The sequence below is a fragment of the Nostoc sp. DedQUE12b genome, assembly GCF_034530835.1.
GTDB lineage: Bacteria > Cyanobacteriota > Cyanobacteriia > Cyanobacteriales > Nostocaceae > Nostoc.
The window spans coordinates 61,588-79,598 of the sequence record NZ_JAVRCI010000024.1; the positions used below are offsets into that span (position 1 = coordinate 61,588).

Here is an 18,011-nt window from a genome sequence, read left to right on the forward strand (position 1 = left end):
TATACTGAATTTGAAACCAATAAAAATAAGCCTGCCACTCGCGGCAAGCCTAAATGTATTCATTTATTAAATTCTAGGTAGATGTTTTCAGGATTAACCACCAGCAACAGCAGGAACAATACTGACTTCATCGCCATCTTTCAAGGCTGTGTTAATACCATCTAAATAGCGGATATCTTCGCTATCGACGTAAAAATTTACAAATCGGCGTAGCTTGCCTTCTTCATCGCACAACCGAGATTTAATACCAGGAAAGCTTTGTTCTAAGGAGTCCAACAATTCAGCAATGGTGCTACCGTTAGATTCTAGACTAGCTTGATTATTAGTAAAACTCTGAAGAGTTGTAGGAACTAAAACTGTTACAGCCATAGAAGTGAAAAGTGAAGAGTTAAAAGTGAGGAATACAGTTAAGAGTTAGGAGTCATGAATAAAAAACTCATAACTCATAACTCCTAACTAAACGAGGACTTGTTGCCATTCCAAGCGATCCAGAGTACGCGATCGCTCTAGCGCACGTTCAAAACTATCGAGTTTCGCATCAATAGTCAAGGGTTCACCAACATAGCCTTGGATTGCTTCTTGGGTTTTCAAACCATTGCCTGTGATGTAAATCACGGTAGTTTCATCTGGATCGATTTTGCCAGCTTCTACCAGTTTTTTCAGCACGGCCACAGTTGTACCACCAGCCGTTTCTGTGAAGATGCCTTCGGTTTCTGCCAGCAACTTGATGCCATCAATAATTTCGGCATCATTAACTGATTCAATATTACCACCAGTCTTCTGAGCTAACTCCACAGCATAAATACCGTCTGCTGGATTACCTATTGCTAGCGATTTCGCAATTGTATTCGGTTTCACTGGCTTAATAAAGTCGCGTCCTTCTTTGAAAGCTTGGGCGATAGGCGAACAACCTTCGGCTTGAGCGCCGCTGAAACGGACACTCTTGTTTTCTACCAAACCAACTTCGACAAATTCTTGGAACCCTTTATAAATTTTTGTAAAGAGCGAACCAGATGCCAAAGGAGCAACAACATGATCGGGTAGTTCCCAGCCTAGTTGTTCCGCAACTTCAAAACCTAGCGTCTTAGAACCTTCAGAGTAATAAGGACGTAAATTAATATTGACAAAACCCCAGCCATGTGTATTGGCAACTTCCGAACAGAGACGATTGACTTGATCGTAGTTGCCTTTGACGGCCATGAGGGTGGGACTGTAGATCAAGCTACCAAGAATTTTACCAGCTTCTAAATCTGCGGGGATGAAAACACAGCAGTCTAAACCGGCATGAGCTGCGATCGCAGCTGTAGAATTTGCTAAATTACCAGTGCTAGCGCAAGAAACAGTAGTGAAACCTAACTCCCGCGCTCTGGATAGAGCGACTGACACCACCCTATCCTTAAAGCTTAGGGTGGGCATATTCACGGCATCATTTTTTATATAAAGCTTATTTAGACCCAGGCGACGAGCAAGACGGTGGGAACGAACTAGGGGAGTCATACCAGTTCCCACATCTATAACATTGTTAGTTGCGACAGGCAAAAAGGGACGGTAGCGCCAAATTGAATTGGGACCAGCTTGAATTGTTTCACGAGTGACAGTCAGACGTAGGGCGTTGTAGTCATATTTAACTTCTAACGGGCCAAAACATAACTCACAAACATTACTGGCTTTGAGTTCATATTCCGCACCACATTCCTTACACTTCAAGGCTTGAAAGTAGGCAGTGCTGGTTTGGGTTTGGGTTTGGGTTTTGATTGCCTGAGTCATAAACTAGCTTTCCCTGTTTGTCTCGTCACTTGTCGCCTGATACTAACACGAGCAAAAATACCAGTCAAACATACCCGATATTTTTAGTCGGGTATTGTTAGTATTGAGAGAAATGATTCTTGTAAAACTTTAATACTAGTAATCTCTATTTTTAGTATTTATACGCATATTTTTAATGTTATGAAAAAATAAAATAGCTTCCATTATTCAGCATTAACACTGAAAAACAATATGATTAAATCGCATTTTTTTATGACGAAATTGCATTTATTGAAATTGCTATCCTATTTAAGCGAGCTAGATCGTTTAGTTAATTTTCAATTTTTTTATCTAAATGACTCTCTAGGGCAGTATGTATTTCTGATAGCAAAGACTCAAAAACATTTTTATATAAGTGTTTTTAGCATTTGAATCAACCCACTAAAATTGCTAAGTGTGTTGCCAAAATAAAGTTAATTTTTCAGCTTTGATGCACTCATTCATAGCTAAAGAAATTACTTATTTATACGGAAGTTTTTTTTTGCTTTAAAAGCTACATTGCTATTTACATCTCTAACTAAGCAAAATACAGTAATAAATTACACATATTTGCGATTGCCAACTTTGATTCTCAAGGGTAAGCGTAAAACAACTAGACAGGTTATTTCTGGTTATTGTCTCAATATAATTTCCAAGGAGTGTCAATAATTTAACTCCTTAAATATGTATTCCCAAAACTTCAACGTTTTGGGCAGCCATAATCGGTAATTCCTTAAAGGGAATTGCCGAACTTTATCCTGTCTCAAAATCCGAGATACAAATTCAGCGAACAAACTACTTATATGGTAAATCGAAATCAATCCGTAAATAAGCAGCGTAAACTTTACCAATTTTTAGTAGCAACAGCATTATTAACTGGTAGCCTTTTCCAATTTCTCGCACCCGTATTAGCTGACGGAACGACTGCGGGTACATCTATCAGTAACACAGCGACAGCGACCTACGAAGATCCTAACAATCCAGGAACAACAATCAATGCGACTTCTAACACTGTCGTTGTCACCGTGGCAGAAGTTGCTGGTATCACTGTTAGTGCGTCTGGTGTTACAGATGCCACTTCTAGTCCTACCAATACAACAGTCCAGGTTGGTGACTTACTCATCTACACCTACACTTTGACGAACGTAGGTAACGACCCCACCCAATTTCGGATTCCTAACTTAGCTACAACAACTGGGCCAGGTACAGTTTCTGGCACATTACCAAATGGTGGTATAGCTAATAGCCTGCAATATAGCATTGACGGTGGTCAAACCTGGCAAAATATCACTAGCACTGAGGTATTCACACCCTCGGTTTCGCCTGGTGGTACGGTATTGGTGCGTGTGCCAGTTACCGTACAGGCTGGCGCTCAAACCAATGACATAATTACCGTTACCCTTGGTAATACTCCTGGTAATGCTCAAAATCAACTGCGAAATCCAGACGGTGGTGACATTTATACCGTAGATAATCCTGATGGTAGTGTTATTGGTGAAGTAGCTGGCACACCAGTTAATGGTACGCGGGAAGCTAGCGCCACCAATCAAATTCAAGTTGGTTTAACGGTGAAAACCTATACTTTAGCCACCATTCTCAAGATTCGCAGTGGCTATAACAATGCTGGCACCACTCAAATTACAGATGACAAGCTGACGTATGATTTGAGTTTACGAGTTGAGTCCAACGATCCCACAGGGCAGGGAATTACACCAGCAGCTTTGACGGGTACAAGCATCAATGTTAATGGTGTTGCTGGCACTTATATCTTGGTTTCTGATGCGATTCCTGCGGGTACAGATTTAGCAGTAGCACCAACTGCACCTCCTGGTTGGCAAACTGTCTACACCACTAATCCAGTTACAACTAATGCTAATACAGCTAGTTGGACTACGACAGCACCAGCCTCTTTGGCCTCAGTCACTCGCGTTGGTTTTATCAATAATCCAGCGACTATTACTTCCATCGCTCCTGGTACAACAGTAAATGGCTTCTCGATTCAGTTAGCTGTTGAATCAACTGCATCTTCACCCTTAACCGTTGCTAATATTGCTCAATTGTTTGGTCAAACGCCTACTAGCAACTTACCAGTTTACGACGAATCTGGCGACCAAAATCCCAGCAATTATGACGGTTCCCCAGGCAGTATGACACCTCCTGTGGGTACAGATACTAACGGTGATGGTATTCCTGATACTCTACCGCCCGGTAGCGTTGATGATGGCTATATTAACACTCCAGCAACTCCAGAAACTGGAACTGACACGGGTAATAACAACAGCGGTACTGGTACAGGTGGTGAGGCGAACGTCTTCACAGTACAAGCACCTGTTACTTCAGCGTTACTCAACGGACCACAGAATGCGCCGGATGCTACTGGGCCATCAGGTCTGACCAACGATGATTTCACTAATAAATCTTCTCTTGTTCCTGCTGGTACAGCACCTGGTAGTACACTTGACCCACAATCAGTTGGCTTCACCAATACAGTTAAGAACAGTGGTACTGACTCAGGTGTTTTGAAGATAGAGCCAACGCCACCAGCAATTCCAGGAGATTTACCAAATAATACGAAGGTGACTATTACCTATGGTAGTCAGTCTGCTGTTTATACTTACAATAGTGCAACGGGAGTGTTTACAACACCTGGTACAGCAATTACAATCCCCAACGTTGCTCCTGGTGCAAGTATCAACTATGGTGTAGAAGTTGATTTACCTCCAGGTACGCAGTTATCTACTGATATTAATAGAGGCTTCCCAGTACCTATCACTGCTTCGATTGACAATTACACGACGGACACCAACGGTGATGGAATTAAGGATACTGGCAACGATAATATCTTTGATTCATCCAATATCACTATCGATCGCGTCTACACTGGTTTCCTGAAACTGCTGAAAGTGTCGCGAGTTTTACAAGGAACTGGGCCTGTAGTCCAGGGGAATGATGGCACATTCAGTACCGATGCGAAGAAGCCTGCACCAGGAAACATTATTGAGTACCAAATTCAATACACAAATATTTCCGATCCTCAATCTGGAACTGGGAATGTGATTTTGAATGCTAACAAAGTTGTGATTACTGAAGATGGTACGCAAAGCCCCAACAACTGGGCGCGAGACAATGATAGCAGTGGCCAAATTGATACTAGCAACATTATTGGTTCAGCGAAGGATTCTGGAACTGCAACCATCCAATTCTACAGTGGTAATCCAGCTACTAGCTCTGGCATAGATCAAACTGGAACTACGGTAAACACTGATGTGACTAAGTATGTAGATAGTGTAACGGGCACGATCGCACCGGGTATTCAAAGAACATTTACCTTCCAACGCAAGGTGAACTAATTCGTTGGGATTGAGGACTCTGAAGTTCGCAGACTTAAAGAATCTGCGAACCATTTTACCTTATCCCCAATCCCAAACAGCAAGCAAATAGGAGAGTGACTTTTTCTTACCAAAAGCTGGGAAAGATAAGTCAACAATTCACATTCTGGAAGTTTTTTGAGGTTATTTATATGAAGCGTGTTTCTCTTGCAGGTTTAGGAGCATTCGCTCTCATTACTACAGTTCCCTTTATCGGTCAAATTTCGGGAATCGCAAATGTATGGCATTCAGGAAGTGCTGTTGCTCAGAATATCAAAACTCAAGGGCAAATACAACTGCGTTTAGAAGCAGAAAAGCAAGTAGTGGCAAAGGATCAGCAGGGTAAGCAAAGCCAGAAATGGGAACCTTTGAAAGGTCAAGTTGTGGTGCGACCAGGAGATGTATTGCGATATACCTTGAGTGGCGAAAATCAGAGCGATCGCCCGGTGAAAAATTTGATTTTTAATCAACCTATTCCTAAAGGAATGGTCTACGTGCTGAATTCTACCAATGTCGCCAACAATGCCAAAGTTATTTACAGCATTGATGGCGGGCGTAGCTTTGTCGAAAATCCTACGGTTAAAGTTACTCTTCCTGGCGGCAAAGTGGAAACAAAACCAGCACCAGCCATTGCTTACACTCATATCCGTTTGCAGATTCCATCACTTGCAGCGAAGACAACAGTCAAGGCAACTTATCAAACCCAAGTGCGCTGATTAACACGCCGCCTTGCTAACTCGAAAAAGAGCCGCAATCAAGGATATTTTCAGATTCCACTGGAAACGAGATTTTTAAAGGGTTTTAGCTTAATTGGATTTCCCCGAATAAATAAGTGCTTTTATTAACAACAAGCTTGACATTTCAGAGGAGATGTGTTAGGTGAACCGTCCTCAAAACCAAAAGCAAATTACTTCTAGCGGTAGCTGGTGGCGACGGTTAACAGCTACTGTTCTTCTGGGAAGTTTTTTGCATACTACTATATCTATGCCAGCGATCGCGCAACAGACTAACAATCTGGTTGCGTCTGTGCCATTAATAAATCAAGCTACTTATACTTATACAGATTCTGCTAGCAACGATCAATATCAAGGAAGTTCTGAACAAATTAATGTTAGTCCTATCCCCTTACTCGATCCATTAGGACGGATTTTAGGTTGTGCTGGGACAATTTTACCTGACTATACAGGTTTTTCAGTTGGGGTATACGAACCCAACTCTAGCGATCCAACGGGGATAGAATTGGGCAGTTTGGTTGCTTTGACTCGAACAGAGTTACCAGATATTCCTAATAACAATGTTCCTGGTGGGAAATCGCCTAATACTGAGAATAGTAATCCCTACTTCGTTACGAATAACCCTGCGGGTGTCTATAATTTCCTACTCGATCCAAATAAGGGTCAAACCGCTCCAGGTAGAACCTACATTTTTGTAGTTAATCCACCACCAAATTCTATCTATAAACAGCGTCGAGTCAAGATTGAAATCCTTGCTAACAATGGCACACAAGCTAATGGTGTTGTGCGATATGTCGCCACTTCTTTAGATGGTCAACCAATCAGTCTTACAGGTGAAACCAGGGTAGAGCAAACAGTTGTTTTAGTTCCCAATGCAGAAACAGTGGGACTGGATTTATTAGCCTTTGAATTCACTACAAATTTGTGTCAAGCCAATCAGTTACAGATTATCAAAACAGGCGATCGCGCTACTGCTGAACCTGGAGATACGGTAATCTACCGCCTGTCGGTAAAAAATCTTGCTGATGCTGGTTTAAGTAATATATTTGTCACCGACGACCTACCTTTAGGATTCCAGTTTTTGCCGAAATCTGTGCGGGGAGAGCTGGATGGTCAACCAGTCGCGATCGCTTCAGAACGCAACGGTAACACAGTGACATTCCGCACAGACGTAACAATTTCCCCAGAGAAAGTCTTGAATATTGCCTACGCTGCTCAACTAACAGCTGATGCACTGCGTGGTACTGGTCGCAACACTGCGATCGTTAATGCTCAACGAGCTGATAACCGTTTTAGTACTAAGGATGGCCCAGCAACCCACCAATTGAAAATTCGTCCAGGAATCGTTTCTGACTGTGGCACGATTATCGGTCGGGTGTTTGTTGATAAGAACTTTGATGGCGAACAACAGCGTGGTGAGCCTGGAGTACCCAATGCAGTGATTTTTCTGGAGGATGGAAACCGCATCACTACAGATCCTAATGGTTTGTTCTCCTTAGCTAATGTCTTACCTGGATACCACACAGGTGTACTAGACCTTAGCAGTGTAGCCGGTTACACCCTAGCTCATAACGAAAAATTCCGCGAACGAAATAGCCAATCTCGCTTGGTGCATTTAGAGCCTGGTGGCTTAGTACGCATGAACTTTGCTGTCACCCCCACATTTCAGGAGCCAGTCAAGAAATGAAAACCAGACTGCACTGTGTAACTATATTTAACCTGAGATTGATAGGGGCGATGCCAGTAGCTCTCTGCCTTGTTTTGTACCCGACAATTGTCAAAGCAGAAATCACTAGTGAAAACCTTCTTTTCCCTGATTCCCATTTGCAAGCCGATAAAGGTGTTGAAGATCGAGCGGATCGGAATAAAGTTGCTGAAAAAAGTATAGATTCAAATTCTCCCGATCTCTTGGGAAGTTCCGAGCAAGATTCTCCACCTCTTGTATTTGCCTCAACTTATAAAGCATCGGCTTCCGAAATTCCAGATATCCAGCCAAGTGAAACAGAAATAGACCCATTTCAACCAGAAACTTCTATTGATTTGTCCAGTGGCTCACGCAAAATAGTAGGAATCAAGAACGACGGAGGTAAAGATACTGAGACACTGTTTCATGCTTCTATAGCGGAAATACAACCATTTGAGCCAGCAACTTCTGTAGGTTTGCCTAGAGGATTACGCAAAATTGCAGGAGTAGAGGACGCGGGGACAAAGGGACAAGGGGTAAATGAAAACCTTCCCGTGTCCCCTAGTGTCCCTATCTCTACAGCAATTAAAATCCTGACTCCGACGGCTGACAGTGTTGTAGACGTACAAGCTAGCACGGTAATTGTGCAGTTTCCTGCTGGTAGTCAAGTGGAATTGCGGGTAAATGGTGCGTTGGTAGACCCATCTTTAGTGGGACGGACGGAAACTGATGCTACCAGCAATTTGGTAACGCAGACATGGTATGGTGTCTCGTTAAAAGAAGGTACAAACACCATCTCTGCACAGGTTGTTGGGGGAACAAAACCCCCTGTAACAGTGCAAGTTGCAGCCCGGGGAGCGCCGCAGCAATTAACTTTAGAAACAGTTGAGTCTCGTATCCCTGCGGATGGACGTTCTACGGCTACAATCCGGGGTCAACTCATTGATGCAACTGGTAATCGCTCGAATCGTGATGCTGTTGTCACCCTCATACCCACTGCTGGGGAGTTAGTCGGGAAAGACTTCAAGCCTGATGAACCGGGATTTCAAGTGGAGGCGAAAGCGGGGCAATTTACAGCGATGTTGCGATCGCAACTAAAAGCCGAAACTGTCACAATTCGCGCGATCGCTAATGATTTAGAAGCCTTCACCCAACTACAATTTGAAACGGCACTGCGTCCGAGTTTAGTTACTGGAGTCATAGATTTACGATTGGGTGCTAGAGGTACAAATTATTACGGCAGTTTCCGTGATTTCCTCCCTCCTGACAAAAACAATGGAACGCAATTAGATTTTCATTCAGCGATATTTGCCACTGGTGCGATCGGAGAATGGTTATTTACAGGCGCATACAACAGTTCTCGTAGCCTCAATGAAGATTGCAACTGCGATAATCGCCTGTTTAGAACTTATCAATTCAGCGAGCAAAATTATCCTGTCTACGGCGATAGCTCAAAAGTTGATGTAGTTGCTCCTTCCATTGATAGCGTATTTTTGCGTTTTGAGCGTTCAGCTCGTACCCCTGGCTCCGATCCTGATTATGCGATGTGGGGTGACTATAACACAGAAGAATTTGCGCGGCGATCGCAGCAATTTACTTCTATCACTCGTCAACTCCACGGTTTTAAAGCTAACTACAACTTAGGAAACCTCCAAATTACAGGTTTCTATGGCGACCACTTAGAAGGGTTTCAACGAGACACTATTGCTCCTGATGGTACTAGTGGTTATTACTTTCTCTCTCGCAGACTATTACAAGCAGGTAGTGAAAATGTCTTTATCGAGTTAGAAGAACTCAATCGTCCTGGGACTGTATTAGAACGAAAACAGCTTAACCGAGGCCCAGACTACGAAATCGACTACGATCGCGGTACTTTATTATTCCGCGAACCGATTCTTCGCACCGATATCGATCGAACCGGACAAGTATTGGTGCGTCGGATTGTTGTTAGCTATCAATATGACAGCGAAGACTCTGACGGGAACATCTATGCTGGTCGTTTGCAATATAATCTTTCCCGCAAACTGAACCAGGAAAGTTGGATAGGAGCAACTTACGTTCAAGAAAATCACGGGGTGCGCGACTTTCAACTTTACGGCGCAGATGCGCTGATTGCTTTAGGTGACAACGGTAAGTTAATCGCAGAATATGCCCATTCCACTAATGATTCTGATGTTTTGGGAAAAGTTAGAGGTGATGCTTACCGTTTAGAAGCTGAAGGAAAGATTGCTAATGGGATTCAAGGCCGTGCCTATTATCGCTTTGCTGATACGGGTTTTGCCAATAATGCCACTATCAGCTTTGTTCCAGGACAAACCCGTTATGGAGCGCAGGTTACAGCTAAACTCACCTCAACTACCAACGTCAGAGCGCAATACGACCACGAAGACAATTTTGGGATTGCTCCCCAACCCTTAGACACTTTTGAAGAACTATTTGCACCGCGTTATGAGGCGATACCTGGTAGTAAGGTTAATAATTCACTGACGACGATTTCTGCTGGTATTCAACAACGCTTGGGTAGCGCCACTATCGATCTCGATTGGATTCACCGTCGTCTGGAAGACCGTATCCCCGACAGTACCCTAAGTAGTAATTCCAATCAACTGCGATCGCGTTTTTCAGTTCCTCTAGCTAAAAACCTGACATTCCAAGCCCAAAATGAACTGAGTTTATCTTCCCAAAAAAATGCTATTTACCCAGACCGTACCATTTTGGGGTTGAATTGGGCGGTAATTCCTGGTGTCAATGTCAGTTTAGCCCAACAGTATTACAGTAGCGGTCAATATTCGGGTAATTCCATCACTAGCTTGAGTGTCAACGGCGAACACAAACTCGGTTCGGATACTACCTTGACTGGTCGTTACTCAATTTTGGGTGGTGCTAACGAAATGACTACTCAAGGAGCAATTGGTATAAATAACCGCTGGACTATTGCTTCGGGATTGCGGCTAAATGTTGCTTACGAACACGTATTTGGCAACTTCTTTGGACGCACTTTGGCGGGTCAACAATATGCCCAACCCTACGCCTTTGGTCAAGCTGCATCTGCGATCGGGTTTGATGGTGGCGATAGCTACAGTGTCGGGCTGGAATACAGTGATAATCCGCAGTTTCAAGCTAGCGTCCGTTACGAGCATCGTTCTTCTTCTGGTGGTAGTAATACAGTAATTACCGCAGGTGCTGCGGGTAAAATTTCTCCGGCTCTCACAGCTTTAGTACGTTATCAACAAGCTGGTTCTTCCAATCAAAAGCTTTCAGGATTGGGAGATACTGCTAACCTCAAGTTGGGTTTAGCCTACCGCGACCCCAATAGCGATAAATTTAATGCTTTATTGCGTTATGAATATCGCCAAAATCCATCAACCATCCCTGACACTATCCTGTTAGGAAGTGGTACGGGTTCTCAAGACCATACCTTTGCTTTAGAAGCGATTTACGCTCCTAACTGGCAATGGGAATTCTACGGGAAGTATGCGTTGCGTAACAGTACCTCTTACATAGCTAACGATTTAGCCGGTACTAGCACAGTAAATCTGGCCCAAGTACGCGCTACCTATCGTTTGGGATATAGCTGGGATTTGGTGGGTGAGGCTCGTGTAATTAGTCAGTCTAGCTACAGTGAGACAGGCTTTGTTCTGGAAACAGGCTACTACCTCACGCCTAACCTGCGCGTTTCGGCTGGTTACGTCTTTGGGAAAGTTGATGACCGGGATTTTTCTGGCACACGTTCTGCGGGAGGCGCGTACTTAGGCTTTACGGTTAAGCTCAACGAATTGTTTGACGGCTTTGGACAACAAAGACCTGTAGCGCGCCAGCCACAGGAATCGGCGATGAAAACTTTGGTCGGTAAACTCAAGGCTGCAATGAGGGGGATGCAAAGGCGTGAAATATAAAAGGGTTATTTGATGTAAAGACGTTGAATGAACCTCTGTTACGAATTTAACCCTTTCTTGTGGGAATACTATTGTCGTAACGATTTTATCCGCTTTGAATCTAGTGCAAAAACGTTTCGATTTTCATTCTGGTATTTGTATATTTATAAACTCAATATCATTACTTACATATTATGTATTTTTATTGGAACTAAATAATGAAATCTTTATTTAAGAAATTAAGAGCGATCGCCATAGTAAATATTGATGAAAATGATAAATTTTCTCTGACTATGGATCACCCAGTAAAAAAAACTATGGAAAAGCCATTAACAATTAGCCGCCAAAAACTATGGCTCAGTAGCTTGGGCTTTTTTTTATGTATTTTCGGAACTAGTATCCAACCTAGCTGGGCTGAAGGCAGTAAAGAGTTAGTTTCTGATGGTGGATACAGACCTTACCTAGAATGGTCAGACTTACTACTGGCAGGTATTGTTCGGAAAACCATACTCAAAGTTTATGTTCAACAAGGAGAAACAGTTAATCTTGGCTCTAGTGTGAATACTAGTTTCTCAAACCCACAAGATATCGTTTATCGCAGCCCCTTTGGTAGTCAAAATGGCTCTTGTGATGTTCTAACTAATGGTTTTGGTTGGATTGACACCGTTGCCAAAGAAACGGCCGGTCCTTTACCTAATGCTGGTGGCTATACCCCTTGTACTTTCGTCGCTACAGAAACAGGTATTTACGAAGTTGAATTTCGTTCTGTGAATACAAGTGGTACAGGCAATCCGCCGCCAACAGTTACAACGGCGGCATTTCCTACAGGTAATACTCAACTTTCAGGGGTAGCTGCTTGGGATATCACAGTTCGAGATAGTAACGGTGTTGCCAAAAAAGGGCGAGTATTTACTAACTATATTGCTATGAATATGGGGGCAAATGCCAGTGGTAGTACTCCCGTAGCACTCAACTCTAAGCTTTATATTCAAACCAAAGATGGGTATCGTTACGAAACTGACATGAATGGAGTCGATCCTTTTGGCTTCATCTTTTTTGCTAATAACCGGGGATATATTAACACAACAAATAGCAGCACTCTTTACCATTCTGCTGGCGGTGCTAGTAATAATAGTTTGATCTTTCCCGGCAATGTGCAAGTTCAAAATCCAAATGTTTCTGATACTACAACAGACATTACCCACCTAGTTTTCTTCAATCGACCCGACACGGCAACCCTCAATTCTTTGAGTATTCCTATTGCCGCGACGATTCCCACAGTACCGACTTCGTTCAAATTCACTGGGGGTAATGGAGGTAGTGGGAACCAAACTTCTGTGGGTGTGGGAGGCAATTTTAGTTTCAATGCTGCCTCAACTGGTAGCTATCAAATAACTATTGACACCAATAATGATGGCATTTTTGACCCTAGTAGCGATAGAGTAATACAAAATGTGCTGTCTGTCGGCTCAAATGTGGTGCTTTGGAATGGAAAGGATGCAAGTGGGACAAATCTCCAACCTCTACCAGGAAATGCAGCATACAATGCCATAATCACAACACGATCGGGTGAATATCACTTTCCCATGTTGGATGCTGAAAATAATCCACTGGGGTTTAAAATCACAATGGAAAATCCTCCTGCTGCTTTTCCTAACCTTGTAGATCAAAATGGACAGCAGATTGGATCGACTACCGTTTATTACAACGACAACAACTATACTACCGCTAACGGCACGGCAATTAACTTAAATGGTACGGGAGCTACTAATCCGCGTAATGCTGCTAGAGGGATCAATAGTGCGACGGGAGAGCATGAATTTAGTAGTAATTATGGTGACTTTAAGGGAATCGATACTTGGACATATTTCCCCAGTCAAGCAATCCTTACTCCCTTGGTCATTACTACTAACACTCAAGCAAATGTCATAGGAACCAAATCTGTTCGCTTCCTTGCAGACAATGATAGTAGTGGAACAGTAACTGTAGGCGATCGCATCGAATATACCATCACTTACTCCAACCTGAATCCAGGTAATAGCAATGCAATTAACTTTGTCATTAACGACTCATTACCCTCACAATTAACCTTTGTGAGTGCAGCAATTACTGCTGCAACTTCAGGGAATAACATTACACTCAATCCCAGTTACAACGGTGCTAGTGTTGTTGCTGTGACAAATTCTGGAATTCTCCGTGTAAATGATACGATTACCATTAAAATTACTGCCACAATTAATAATGCCAATGGCGGTAATCCAATTAGTAACCAAGCAAATGCTACTTTTAACACACCTGATAATCCTACAGGAACTGTTGGTACAGTGTTCACAGATGCAGACTCTGCTGGTGCTACCAATAATCCACCTACTCTTAGTAATTCGTTCTTACAAATTACTGATAATGGTATAAATATCGGTAATAATCCTGCCAGTACAGCAGATGATGACCCCACTTTATTTACAGTATTAAATCCTGTTAGTTCTACTCCTAAAGTTTTGTTAATTAAACGCATCACCCGCCTCAATAACCAAGATTTAACTGATATTGTGGATGGCCGCAGTGACGTTGCTACTAATGCCAGTAACTATGTACCAGAACCTTATGCTACTAATGATAGCGATCCTAAATGGCCTGTTGGCTACTTGCGAGGATTAATTAATGCTGGCACTGTCAAACCGGGAGATGAATTGGAATACACTATATATTTTCTTTCCAATGGTTTTGGTAATGCAACTAATGTAAAATTCTGTGACTTAGTTCCGACTAATGTTAATTTTCTTCCTACTGCTTTTAATGGTATGACTCCTAATGATGGTGGCTTACCAGCAGCAGATCGAGGAATTGCCTTAGCTATTGGTTCCACTACACCAACGGTTTATTTGAGTAATGTAGCAGATAGCGATCGCGGGCATTTTTATACAGTTAATGAATCAGGTACACCATCATACTGCGGTACTAACACCAATGGAGCAGTAGTGGTCAATATTACTACAGTCCCAAGTTTACCCAATCTACCCGCAGCCACGGGATCTGGGACACCAGCTAGTTCTTATGGTTTTGTCCGCTTCCGCGCTAAGGTGAAATAGTTTTAACCACGGTTAACTAGTGTAATTAAGGCCATTAGGAGAGTTCTGGCTGTTCGGTAACAAAGCGATCGCAGTTTTGTAAAAATATCTTTTGAATAATCCGAAAAGCAATAACTTCAGTTTGGAGATTCAGCATATACCTACAAATAAGTCATGGTAAATATGAATCTAAAACTGAGATTTAAACCAGTTTCTCACAGTTGGGTTGCTCTACATCCAAAGCCTAAAGGGGTAATTCAATTTATTGCTGGGGCTTTCTTTGGTACATTTGGCCCTATGTTTTTTTATCGTTATTTGCTTCAATCTCTATTTGAGCAAGGATATACAATTATTCTTTTGCCGTTTAATTTTACTTTTAACCATTATGTAGAAGCTGGTTTTCTCATGAGAGAACAGTATGAAATTCTGCCAGAGCTTGTGAAAATGGCAAGTGTTGCAGAATATGATTATGAAGCTTATCTAGATGATAAAAACTTTTCTTGGATTGGACATAGCCTTGGCTGTAAATATATCTCGCTGTTAGAAGGATTTACTGCTCTACCTCCAGAGCCTCAAGATAGAGAACAGTTTCTTCGGAAGCTATTATTTAAAACTTCCGATGAGTCAGAGATAGAAAGTGTGATTGCAGACATTAACATTCTCTTTGATGAACTAACGCGAAAAAGGGATGAAGTTGAAAAATTAATTTGTACTTATGTAGGTCGGAAAATCAAAATTAATAGTGTTTTCATTAAAGGACAGGTTTCTATCCTCTTAGCACCTGCCATTGCTGACACAGGAAGCGCAATTCCTCCTCAATTTTTAGCGGATATCATCGACAATCTTGGTTGGGGTGTGAAACCAACTGTTGAAGAAACTCAGTATTTAATCAAGGATAGTGAGCTATTTAATATCATGGGTTTAGTCTGTTTCAAATCAGATGATATTGCTAAATCAACCTGTGAATGGTTTACTAATATTCTGCGAAAGCCACCGCAAGATTTTCGTAACACTGTAGCAGGTGGACATTTAAGACCTTTAGGTATTCAGCTAGCTAAATATGTCGTTAATCTTTTTGATAAACCATTAATTGAATCAGTTCAAGAGCGAAACAAAGCATTTGAGCATAATGTAATTCAATTGCTTGAAGAACTGAAAGAAAAATCAAGATAATGGGCATTGAGCATGGGGGCATTGGGTATAAAAGGCAGAGGTGCAGAGGAGCGGAGGGCCGAGGGCAAACGCATCTAAATATTGAAGACGAATGATCAAGATGGAATTCTTCAAAGTGTTACCACATAAAACTTTCAAATTGGTACTTCATTAACTTATAAATAGATTTAGTAATGTACTAGAAAACACAAAGTAAATGTGCGTAGGTGCAGCCCCTAAAAATAGACATCGCTCCTCTTTTCCTTTAAGAATTGGGGGAGCGATCGCTTAGTTTCCTCCCTTGAATCGTGTGGGAGCGATGTCTACGACCTGACTTTTCTACATCCTGCGATTTAATACCTACTAGACTTGTGCTACAAATCCCTGATTTGGCAACTCGAAGGAAGCCGCCGTAATGACAGGTGCATTTGGATCAGACACTGTAATTCCGGTAGGTTGAGATTGAGGCAGCAGTCGGTAGTCACTACGCCAGCGTTCGCGGTTCAGATCGCAGCGAACATAACCGCGCAGTCTCCCATTGAAATATTTCACCCACGGGTTCTGTGGCAATGCTGCTTCTACGTCGAATGTCCAAGGACAACTTGAACTGATCGAAGTACCAACAAACTCAGTCGCTACTGTTTGTGAGTTGGGGTCGTTGAAGTTAACCTTCAGGTCATTAACCCAGCTAGAATGCCAGTCACCAGTAATGACTACGGGGTTTGAGGGGCGGCGTTGCTGGATGAAACCGAGAATGCGGTTGCGAGAGGCAACATAACCATCCCACTGGTCAAGATTGAAGACTTCTCCCGCTCCGGTATCATAGTCAAACTGAGCCATGATAGTCTGTTGGGCAATAACGTTCCAGCGTGCGCCAGAGCGATCTAGTCCTTCAAATAGCCACCGCTCCTGCTCCGAACCAGTCATTGTGGCAGTTGGGTCAGTAGCCTCAGCGCATCGTGGCTTACGCCCGTCACCACAGGGTTGATTGGTACGGTACTGACGAGTATCTAGGACGTTGAATTCAACGAGGTCGCCAAAAGTCAACCGTCGGTAGAGCTGCAAATCAAGACCTCTAGGCTTTGAGAAGTCCGGCAGTGGCATGTGTTCGTAGTATGCCTGAAAAGCAGCAGCACGACGGGCAAGGAACACCGAGCGTGATTGTATTTCGGGATCTTGAGGAATTTCGTCTGCCCAATTATTGTCAACTTCGTGGTCGTCCCAAGTGACTAGCCAAGGAAATGCAGCATGAGTTGCTTGTAGGTGTGGATCAGTCTTGTACAGAGCGTGGCGGTTACGGTACTCCTGCAAGGTAAATGGTTCACCATTGCCATCGTGCGATCGCAGCGCAGTTGTACTCGGTGGGCCTTCATAAATATAATCACCGAGATGAACCACTAAGTCTAAATCCTCTTGAGCCATATTTTTGTAGGCTGCATAATAACCACTTTGCCAGTTTTGGCAGGAAGCAAAGGCAAAGCGGAAGCGATTAACGCGATCGCGCGGGTTAGGAGCTGTGCGAGTCCGCCCGATTGGACTAACTTCATTGCCCACCCTAAACTGATACCAGTACCATCGTGCAGGTTGTAATCCTTGCACTTCTACATGAACAGAGTGTCCAAATTCTGGAGTAGCCATCTGTGTGCCACTGCGGACAATTTGCCGCATCTTTTCGTCGCTAGCAATCTGCCACTGCACTGGAACATTATATGGTGGCATCCCACCACCATTGAGCGGATCGGGAGCTAAACGCGTCCACAGCACTACATTATCTGGAAGTGGTTCACCGGAAGCAACACCCAGACTAAAGGGATAATTAGAGAATCGGGGCAGGGCTTGAACTTTGTTAGACCATTGATTGGCGATCGCAAAACCAGTTAAGGCTCCAGTTCCAATCAACACTTGTCGCCGTCTCAAGCGAGTTGATAGCAAGCGCTCGAAGTTGAAGTTCTGCATATACTCCCCTGATTGTCGCGTTTAAATCAGTGAACAGTGAACAGTGAACAGTTATCATAGTTTCAGTCGAAGATTTGACCCCGACTGAAACACGCCATTTTTAGAAATGGGGGACTCTAACTCCCAACGGAAAAATTAACTGATAACTGATAACTGTTGAATCACAGCAAAGTGTAACAGCGCAACTTTAATCCCTCTTTGCAATCAGGTTAAGCGTTGATTATTCCAACACAACCCTAATTGTTTAATCTAAACAAGGCGTTCAGCGATGCTGAAGGCGGCAAGCATCGAGTGCCGCCTTCGGCATCGCTCTCTTTTCCTCGCTTGAATGAGTAGCAATTATTAGCTTAGAGGCTATGCCTTGAGCAACTATGTTACCTTTTTCAACT

Annotated in this window: 9 protein-coding genes; 6 read left to right on the forward strand and 3 right to left on the reverse strand. The window is 43.0% G+C overall.

All coding sequences use genetic code 11. The features are described from left to right. Nucleotides 1-93 precede the first annotated feature (93 nt). A complete protein-coding gene (locus RMY16_RS14565; protein ID WP_322666742.1) occupies nt 94-369 on the reverse strand; it encodes a ubiquitin-like small modifier protein 1 in 276 nt (91 codons plus the stop codon). A gap of 87 nt (nt 370-456) precedes the next feature. Further along, entirely contained in the window at nt 457-1,767 is a 1,311-nt protein-coding gene (thrC, locus tag RMY16_RS14570; RefSeq protein ID WP_322736938.1) for a threonine synthase, read from the reverse strand. 821 nt (nt 1,768-2,588) lie between these two features. On the opposite strand from thrC, the gene RMY16_RS14575 reads away from it, so the two are divergent. From RMY16_RS14575 to RMY16_RS14600, 6 genes are all read left to right on the forward strand, one after another. Continuing rightward, complete coding sequence (locus tag RMY16_RS14575) at nt 2,589-5,135, forward strand: hypothetical protein (RefSeq protein ID WP_322736939.1); 2,547 nt, start codon at nt 2,589-2,591, stop codon at nt 5,133-5,135. Nucleotides 5,136-5,305: 170 nt separating this feature from the next. Further along, a complete protein-coding gene (locus tag RMY16_RS14580) occupies nt 5,306-5,869 on the forward strand; it encodes a hypothetical protein (protein ID WP_322736940.1) in 564 nt (187 codons plus the stop codon). A 268-nt stretch (nt 5,870-6,137) separates the two neighbouring features. Beyond that, nucleotides 6,138-7,574, forward strand: coding sequence for a hypothetical protein (locus tag RMY16_RS14585; protein ID WP_322736952.1), 1,437 nt, complete (start codon nt 6,138-6,140; stop codon nt 7,572-7,574). Continuing rightward, a complete protein-coding gene (locus RMY16_RS14590; protein ID WP_322736941.1) occupies nt 7,571-11,467 on the forward strand; it encodes a TonB-dependent receptor in 3,897 nt (1,298 codons plus the stop codon). Before RMY16_RS14585 ends, RMY16_RS14590 begins: the two co-directional genes overlap by 4 nt. 197 nt (nt 11,468-11,664) lie before the next feature. Then, the gene (locus tag RMY16_RS14595) at nt 11,665-14,535 is read left to right on the forward strand and encodes a hypothetical protein (protein WP_322736942.1); all 2,871 of its coding nucleotides are present in this window, start codon (nt 11,665-11,667) and stop codon (nt 14,533-14,535) included. 153 nt (nt 14,536-14,688) lie between these two features. Beyond that, nucleotides 14,689-15,687, forward strand: coding sequence for a DUF1350 family protein (locus tag RMY16_RS14600; protein WP_322736943.1), 999 nt, complete (start codon nt 14,689-14,691; stop codon nt 15,685-15,687). Nucleotides 15,688-16,029: 342 nt separating this feature from the next. On the opposite strand, the gene RMY16_RS14605 is transcribed toward RMY16_RS14600, so the two are convergent. Further along, nucleotides 16,030-17,622 (reverse strand): alkaline phosphatase D family protein, encoded by a 1,593-nt coding sequence (locus tag RMY16_RS14605; RefSeq protein ID WP_322736944.1) that lies wholly within the window; start codon nt 17,620-17,622, stop codon nt 16,030-16,032. Nucleotides 17,623-18,011 lie beyond the last annotated feature (389 nt).

Coding starts and splice junctions, on each gene's coding strand:
- RMY16_RS14605 (WP_322736944.1), bottom strand. CDS start 17,622: ATGCAGAACTTCAACTTCGAGCGCTTGCTATCAACTCGCTTGAGACGG.
- thrC (WP_322736938.1), bottom strand. CDS start 1,767: ATGACTCAGGCAATCAAAACCCAAACCCAAACCCAAACCAGCACTGCC.
- RMY16_RS14565 (WP_322666742.1), bottom strand. CDS start 369: ATGGCTGTAACAGTTTTAGTTCCTACAACTCTTCAGAGTTTTACTAAT.
- RMY16_RS14600 (WP_322736943.1), top strand. CDS start 14,689: ATGGTAAATATGAATCTAAAACTGAGATTTAAACCAGTTTCTCACAGT.
- RMY16_RS14575 (WP_322736939.1), top strand. CDS start 2,589: ATGGTAAATCGAAATCAATCCGTAAATAAGCAGCGTAAACTTTACCAA.
- RMY16_RS14595 (WP_322736942.1), top strand. CDS start 11,665: ATGAAATCTTTATTTAAGAAATTAAGAGCGATCGCCATAGTAAATATT.
- RMY16_RS14585 (WP_322736952.1), top strand. CDS start 6,138: ATGCCAGCGATCGCGCAACAGACTAACAATCTGGTTGCGTCTGTGCCA.
- RMY16_RS14580 (WP_322736940.1), top strand. CDS start 5,306: ATGAAGCGTGTTTCTCTTGCAGGTTTAGGAGCATTCGCTCTCATTACT.
- RMY16_RS14590 (WP_322736941.1), top strand. CDS start 7,571: ATGAAAACCAGACTGCACTGTGTAACTATATTTAACCTGAGATTGATA.